The 7,201-nt window shown below is 66.3% G+C and carries 6 protein-coding genes and 2 pseudogenes; 3 read left to right on the top strand and 5 right to left on the bottom strand.

Annotation, left to right across the window (positions count from 1 at the left end):
* The 3 genes from ACZ32T_RS36545 to ACZ32T_RS36535 form a co-directional block, all read right to left on the bottom strand.
* Window positions 1-215: transposase (locus ACZ32T_RS36545; RefSeq protein WP_467371841.1), on the bottom strand; the 215-nt coding region annotated here is incomplete at its 3' end.
* A gap of 327 nt (window positions 216-542) precedes the next feature.
* Entirely contained in the window at window positions 543-1,058 is a 516-nt protein-coding gene (locus ACZ32T_RS36540; protein ID WP_467371839.1) for an Imm1 family immunity protein, read from the bottom strand.
* 528 nt (window positions 1,059-1,586) lie between these two features.
* The gene (locus ACZ32T_RS36535; RefSeq protein ID WP_467371837.1) at window positions 1,587-2,753 is read right to left on the bottom strand and encodes a DNA topoisomerase subunit B; all 1,167 of its coding nucleotides are present in this window, start codon (window positions 2,751-2,753) and stop codon (window positions 1,587-1,589) included.
* Window positions 2,754-2,906: 153 nt separating this feature from the next.
* Between ACZ32T_RS36535 and ACZ32T_RS36530 the strand changes: the two are divergent.
* The 3 genes and pseudogenes from ACZ32T_RS36530 to ACZ32T_RS36520 form a co-directional block, all read left to right on the top strand.
* Window positions 2,907-3,445, top strand: a pseudogene (locus ACZ32T_RS36530) (transposase); the annotation flags it as partial.
* Window positions 3,446-4,236: 791 nt separating this feature from the next.
* The gene (locus ACZ32T_RS36525; protein ID WP_467371835.1) at window positions 4,237-5,463 is read left to right on the top strand and encodes an esterase/lipase family protein; all 1,227 of its coding nucleotides are present in this window, start codon (window positions 4,237-4,239) and stop codon (window positions 5,461-5,463) included.
* 82 nt (window positions 5,464-5,545) lie between these two features.
* Complete coding sequence (locus ACZ32T_RS36520) at window positions 5,546-5,896, top strand: hypothetical protein (protein ID WP_467371833.1); 351 nt, start codon at window positions 5,546-5,548, stop codon at window positions 5,894-5,896.
* Between the two features lie 9 nt (window positions 5,897-5,905).
* Here ACZ32T_RS36520 and ACZ32T_RS36515 read toward each other — a convergent pair.
* A pseudogene (locus ACZ32T_RS36515) lies at window positions 5,906-6,383 on the bottom strand (IS5 family transposase).
* On the bottom strand, window positions 6,359-6,907 hold the full coding sequence (locus tag ACZ32T_RS36510; RefSeq protein ID WP_467371831.1) for an IS5 family transposase: 549 nt from the start codon (window positions 6,905-6,907) through the stop codon (window positions 6,359-6,361). The pseudogene ACZ32T_RS36515 and the gene ACZ32T_RS36510 overlap by 25 nt, the downstream one beginning before the upstream one ends.
* Window positions 6,908-7,201 lie beyond the last annotated feature (294 nt).

Below are 7,201 nucleotides of genomic sequence, written 5' to 3'. Positions count from 1 at the left end.
CGGTGGGCGGTCGCTCCGGACGGGCCGAACGACGCCGAAGGCAGCTGCTGCCAGGTACAACCCGACGTCGCCACGAAGACGATCGCCGCCAGCACCTCCCGGTCGCCGTGCCGACGCCGACCACCACCCTGCGGCCGCGACGGCGCCTCCGGCACCACCCGCTGGAACAACTCCCACAACTCGTCCGGCACCAGCCGCTCAACGATCCCCACCATGACTCACAGAATACCGAGTTCGCCCAAATGAGATAGCTTCTTAATCCCCCTGATCGTCTGCGAACAACGCTACAGCGGTGCTGAAGACGTGGGACGGCCGGGTACACCACTCATCCGTGCGTATCCAGTCGGACTTCGCGGCTTCCGTGTGCAGCCCGCTGTCGCCGCTTTCGGGCATGTCGAAACCTCGTGAACAATGCCACCCGGCCGCCCCGCTACCCCACCCACTGCGGACGGTTCAGCAACCGTGAGCGACTACGACCTGGCTGCCCCGAGTAGTCGGTGCGGCCAGGCCGTGGTCGTCAACACTCGGCTCGGTTCCTGAGCCTAATCCTCTTCGACGTAGAGCTCCCCGGTGTAATGCCCCTTCGTCCATTGCATTTGCGTAGGCCGGAAACCTGTTCCTTCGCGAAAGTATTCTTCGACCACTGGGCGAATGCTAGACAAAGGCACCGCGCTGAGTCGGTCGAAAAATGTAGGGCATGACGGATCAGAGAGGACTTTGGGATCCGAATCCGGAGGGGAGGGGTTCAGGGACACCCACGCGTGGTTCGCGACGTCACGACCCACCTCTGCGGATATTTGATGGGAAAGCATTCCATCGGAATACCATAGAAGTCCTCCGTATCCTGACGAAAAATTGATCCCGATCGAGAGTACGTTGTCTGGCGTTGTTGCGTAGTTCCTGTCGGCCGCTACGTCCCAGATAACTTGAAAAGTCAAGTCCGCTGAGGGCTTAAGTCGATGACCGTCAGTAATTAGGGCATCGAGATATTCACCTACTGCGCTTTGGGTCTCCAGATATGCTGGCGTTTCACCCAATACCTTTAGAGCTCGTAACACGATTTTGTGACCTCACCTTCTGCAAAGTTTTGGCACATAGCTGCCTGCCCGCTCGCGATACCTTAACTATGGGCAGCTATGAGGGCACCGCGACGCTTGAGTGGTGGGCCAACCCATCGACGTGTCTGGGTAGGTTCCGTGTGCAGGTTGCGGTTCGTGTTGCCGAAGACAACTGGACTGCCGAGGCGACCCCCTGGCCGCTGAGGACAGGGAGAACTTCGACTGCCTGGTGCAGCTCGATCCGCACTTCACCCTCCGCTTTGGCGACGCGAGCACGGGGTGCTCGCGTCGCCACGGCTGGGGGGTGGTCAGGGGCCGCAGTGGCGGAGGACGAGGTTGATGAATTCTTTCAGGAGGGCCGATCACCTCGGCTGGCGGACTGACCCTGTACGGGCTCGTCCACCAGCCCGGCGCCGTCTGCAAACAAGCGGGCTACTGAGAGACGGCCAGCGATCTGGCCGAGAACTTGTCTACCAGGAGTTTCGTCGTTCCGCAGATCCCCGTCCATGGCGGGAGTTCCATCGCTGGTCAGTCCTGATGGGTGTTCCGGAGGATTCGGTCGACGACCTGCGTGGCGTGTTCCGAGTGCTCTTCGACCCAGTTGCCGAGGTGTTCTCGGACAGCCTGTCTGACACAGCCGCGTACGTCGGTGTTGCCCAGCAGTTCGTGCGTGGCGCCGAGGTATTCGGGGCGGTCGAGTTTCACCGACACGACTGCCGTGAGGCCCTTGCTGATCCGGTCGGCACAGGGATCGTCGTCCGCCGCCAGCAGCCCTCGTTCACGCGCGTACGCGGTAACCGCCGCCGATACTCCGTCCCGGAAGCCGTCTACGTGCGTGCCGCCCTGGCGAGTGGCCCGGCTGTTGGCAAAGCTGCGGATCTGCTCCTGGCCCGAACCGCTCCACAGCATGGCCACCTCCATGGTCCCCGCCATCCGTGAATCCTCGCGCTCGAAGCCGATGATGTCCGGATGGAGCACAGCCCCCGTCTCGGCGTCGAGGGCGGCCACGAAGTCCCGCACTCCGTCCGGAAACCGGAAGCTCACCGCCCGGGCCCCACCCGCCGGGCGTTCATCGGTCAACGAGATGCCCAGGCCCCGGTTGAGGAAGGCCACTTGCCGGAAACGCTCCGCCAGCATGGCGAATGAGCACCGCGTCGTCTCGAAGATCTCGGTGTCGGGCCAGAAGGCGATGATTGTATTGCCTCCGGCCATCGACTCCGTGGCGGTGGGCAGGGTGGCCGCGACACCCCGCGCGTACTCCTGGACCCGGCAGGTCCCCCCGCGATGCTCCTCAGCCGTCAGTCTGCTCGACAGGGCGTTGGCTACGAAGAGCCCCGCGTGGCCGCCATGGCTCACGTGCGCGAGGTGCCGACCACCACGCTCATCGGCGGACATGCGGGTCAGCAGGGCCTCGAGACCGCGGCCGCTGGTGTCCCCGTCGGCCGCGAAGGGACCATCAGGCCCATTGCCGACGACCCGCACGCCGCCGTCGTGGGTCAGCGTGACATCGACGGAGCCCCCTCCGCGGCCGGCCAGGACACGGTTCACGGACCAGCCCACGACCTGGAGCACCACTTCGTGCAGCCCGCGTTCGCCGGTCGATCCGACCCACATACCGGGCCGCTTCCGAACGGCTTCCCGCCCCTCCAGCTCCTCGGTCCTGACAGCGTCGTACCCCATTCTTTTCCCACTCATGAAGACCCCTCCCATGGTGCCCGGCAGACCTCTGCAGCCTATGCGAGATCAACGAAACCACCAGGTCAAAGCCATTATGGCGAAGCTGCGGGCGGGTGCGTGAGAACGCGCCGGGAAGCAACTGGCCCAGGTGTCGCACATCACGCCCAGAACATGCTCGCGGGCCCGGCGAAGCCGCGCACGGCCCCACCCCGGGCACCCCTGAGGCCCGTTCCCTATCCTGCCGCACTCGACCTCCCCCACGGCCTGGTCGAGTGGGTCACCATGCTGATCGTCAGCCGAGAGTGACCGCCGCTGCAAGCTCCCGGCGCATCAGCGTGCGCTCGTCGCTCTGGTGTACCTGCGCCGCCACGACACCCTTGCCCGTACCGGGGCCGGGTTCGGAATATCCGTCGGCACCGTCCACGCGTACGTCACCAGTCTGACGGACATCCTCGCCGAACGAGCCCCCAGCCTGCTCAAGACGCTCCGCGAGCACAATCCGGACTTCGTCCTGCTGGACGGGACCCTCGCCGAGTGCGACCGCGTCGGCGACAGCCGGGCCGACTACTCGGCCAAGCACCGCCGGCACGGCGTGAACGTCCAGGTCCTCACCGATCCTGCTGGCAGAATGCTGTGGATCTCGCCCACCATGCCGGGCCGCACCCATGACCTCACCGCGGCCCGTGCCCACCGGATCATCGGGATCTGCCCTACTCCGGCCGCTGCGCCTCGCGGACGCCCTGGCCGAGCTCGGGCGGCGTACGCGGCCCGGGCGTCGGTGACGGCCCGCTCCCAGATCCACGCGCCGCCGGCGCGCTCGCTGCCCCGCGCCTGTTCCTGAGACCTCCCGGGGCTGCTCGGCCTGCCTGGGTGATGGTCAAAGCGTGGGCTGAAAGGGGCACCCTGGAGATGTGGTGACCAGGAAGACGCCGCGCTGCGATCAGTGTGGAACGCCGCTTCCCGACGGGACCGGAAAGAGCTGCCGGTACTGCTCCGCGACGGGCAGAACGAGGGCCTGGCGCACGATGAAGGCCCGGCGTGAGGCGATCGACGCCGGCGGGGGCGGCCCTGAGTCCTCGAAGGGCGCCGCCACCCCTGGCCCCAGTTCACGTGCCCCGAGTGCGGCAGCACCTGGTACGCCGCGGACACCCCGTTCGGGAAGACGAAGCGATCCGACGGCCGGTACTGCTCACTACGCTGCCGGACACGGGCATGGCGCCGGTGGTCGCGTTCAGGCGGCGTCACGCGGTGACGCCTCCTGGTGGCGCGAACAGCGGCGGGGAGGGCTGCGGCGGCCCGGTGGGCGCCGCAGCGACGTTCTCTACTGAACCTGGACCGTTTGCCAGTGAAGTTGGACGTGAGGCTGAGCTGAGCCATGCGTCACCTCGTATGGGTGACGTTCTCGGCCGGAGCCGGAATGCCGGTGATCAGTTGGCCAGGATAGGCGCGGTGCCGCAGGGCGGCCCGTCCCATCTCCATGCCAGGTCAAAGGGGAAACCGCATGTCCGAACCCACCGAGCGCGAAGTCACCGACGCGTTGAAGGCCGCTGCCCCGATCGTGTTGGCCGCCACTCCGCCCAGGGCACAGGCCGCACCCGCACCCGAACCCGACGCCACATGGCCGCTTCCGGGCGGTACGGCCTGGGTGTACTACGGCGAGGGCCACCAGGGCCTCACCCGGCCGGTCCTCATGGCCGACGGCTTCAACAGCGGCCCCAGCTCGCTGGACGAGCTCTGGGCGGGCCTGGAAAAGTCCGCGTACCCGCTGATCGGCGAACTGCGCCGACACGGACGGGACGTCGTCCTGATCGGCTACGACGAGCGCAGCGCCTCGATCCTCGACAACGCCCAGGCGGCCACGGCGGCGATCCTGCGAGCCGTCGCCGAACGGCAGGGGGGCGCCCGTCTGATGGTCGGCGGTTTCAGCATGGGCGGGCTGGTGACCCGCTACGCGCTCGCCAGGATGGAGATGCAGCGCATCGATCACCAGGTCGAGGTGTACTTCTCCTACGACAGCCCGCACACCGGCGCTCACATCCCGCTCTCCCTCCAGGCGTTCGCGCACTACATCCGCAAGCTGGACCCCCGCTTCTCCGACCAGATGAACAGTCCCGCCGCGCAGCAGCTCCTGTGGCAGCACCTGGAGACCTGGTCGGACAAGCCCCGCGTCAGCCCGCTGCGCACCGAGTTCCTCGACGAACTGGACAGGGTCGGCAGCTGGCCGCGGATCCCGCGACTTCTGGCCGTCGCCAACGGCACGGGCAACGGCACCGGCAACGGCATCAAGCCCGGCACGACCGCGGTCAAGGGCAAGGGCCTCGGCATCATCGGCACCGACCTGCGCACGATGCCGGCCGGCAGTGACACGCTCGCAGCGGCGCTCCGTGTCATCACGCTGAAAAAGAGCGAGGTCCTCGCCGAGCGCCTCCCCGACATCGAAGGGGCCCCCGGCGGCACCCTGGAGAGCTTCCAGATCCTCGCCAACACCCTCAACAAGATCATCGGTCTCGGCGTCGACAACCCGATCAAGGACCACTGCTTCGTCCCCGCCGTGAGCGCCCTCGGCGCCCGCGGCCTCGACACCCACGAAGACCTGTACACGAACATCAGCTCCCTGAGCCCGGACAAGTTCCCGGTCGACGACTACCTCTGCGCCTCGCAGAACGAACGCCACACCAAGGTCACCGAGGAACTGGGATCCTGGCTCCTCGAGCGCCTGCCCGACTAGGGGGTCTCTTACGGATCACTGACGATGTTCGATCGTAGGTTCTGCTGGCGTCGGCAGAACTGCTGCCTGCGAGGATGCGCCGGTGAGCTATGACCTTGCTGTGTGGGCCGGCAACCGTCCACTCGACAATCACCAAGCGGGCTCGACCTACGACGAGCTCTACGCGCGCTACCTGGAGTCGGACGATGTCGTCGTGCCTCCGGTGCCGGACATCAGGGCGTATGTGGAAGCACTCGTCGCGCGATACCCAGACGACGTCGACCTCAGTGTCGTATGGGTATCGCCACCGGTCATCGATGAGGCATCGGGCCCGATCGTGTACCTGCTCATGTCTTACGGCAAGGCTGAGGAGGTTTCCGACTACGCAGCTTCGTTGGCTCGCGAGCATGGGCTCATCTGCTTCGACCCACAGGGAGAGTGCCTCCGGCCGTGAGTGATCATTTCAGCAGGCGGACCAGAGGAAGATGGCCGCGACGAGGAGGCCGGCACGGTAGACCGTGGCGGTTTTCTCGTAGCGTGTGGCCAGACCGCGCCATTGCTTAATCCGATTGATGCAGCGTTCGACGGTGTTGCGTTGCTTGTATGCCTCGCGGTCGAATCCGGGTGGGCGCCCACCGCTTGCGGCCTCTGCGCTTGCGGTTGGCGATCTGGTCGGCAGGTTGCGGGATCACGGCCCGTACTCCGCGCCGTCGCAGGTGGTCCCGGATGGCTCTTGATGAGTACGCCTTGTCCGCCAACACCATCAAGGGCCTGGTCCTGGGCCTGCCAACCGGGCGAGGGATCCGGATGGCAGCCATCACGTGATCGAACGCCGGAGCGTCTCCGGCCTGGCCAGGCGTGAGTACGAAGCCCAACGGGCGACAGCGGCTGTCAGCAGCGAGATGAATCTTCGTGGTCAAACCACCACGAGACCGTCCGATCGCGTGGTCTGCGGGTTCGTCAGCCGGAGCCCCTTTTTGCGGGCACCGGCGCCATTTTGGTGCACGCGCACGATCGTGGAGTCCACCGCGACTACCCAGTCCAGGTCGCCTTCGGCATCGGCCTGGGCGAGAAGCGCGGTGAAGACCCGTTCCCACGTGCCATCGATGGCCCAGTTCCGCAGCCGCGTATAAACGCCCTTCCACGAGCCGTACTCGGCCGGGAGGTGCACCCACTGCGACCCGGTCAGGAACTTCCAGGCGATGGCATCGATCATCTGCCGGTGATCACGCCACCGTCCGCCTCGTCTTGGCGTCCGATCAGGCAACAACGGCTCTATCCGCGCCCACTGCGCGTCAGTCAACGGCACGACTAAACCAACGATCCGATGATCGGAAAGAAACGCCCTAACCCCCCGTGCGCGGGCGGCCCGACCATACTGACCCAGGGCCGCCCGCAAACCCCTCGAGCAGAGCCACCGCAGGCAGCCATAGGAGTTGGCCAACTTCGCTGGCAACCAGTCCATGTTGAGTGTCAGAGGACAAGCGAACAGACGCTGGGCGGGGCGCACTATCCCCTCCGCTATCCCCTGCACTATCGGGCGCGCATGATTCCGCTCGGCGCCTGCACAACCCCAGGTCAGGCCCCGGTTTTCGTGTGGTGAGTAGAGCCGAGACGGTGGTGAGTTTTCCGGCCGGCTGCTCCCCGCATGGCTGGGGGACGTCGGACGCCCCGCGGCGAGAGGCTGCGGGGCGTTCGGAGGGCGAGCAGCCCACGGGGGTAGATCTGCGTCGCCTTGGTCTGGGTAACGAGGAGTCCG

Source organism: Streptomyces sp. NPDC023573 (genome assembly GCF_055559735.1).
The sequence above is the reverse complement of the archived record's forward strand: the minus strand, read 5'-3'. Positions and strand labels throughout refer to the sequence as shown.

Coding starts and splice junctions, on each gene's coding strand:
- ACZ32T_RS36535 (WP_467371837.1), bottom strand. CDS start 2,753: ATGAGTGGGAAAAGAATGGGGTACGACGCTGTCAGGACCGAGGAGCTG.
- ACZ32T_RS36525 (WP_467371835.1), top strand. CDS start 4,237: ATGTCCGAACCCACCGAGCGCGAAGTCACCGACGCGTTGAAGGCCGCT.
- ACZ32T_RS36510 (WP_467371831.1), bottom strand. CDS start 6,907: ATGGACTGGTTGCCAGCGAAGTTGGCCAACTCCTATGGCTGCCTGCGG.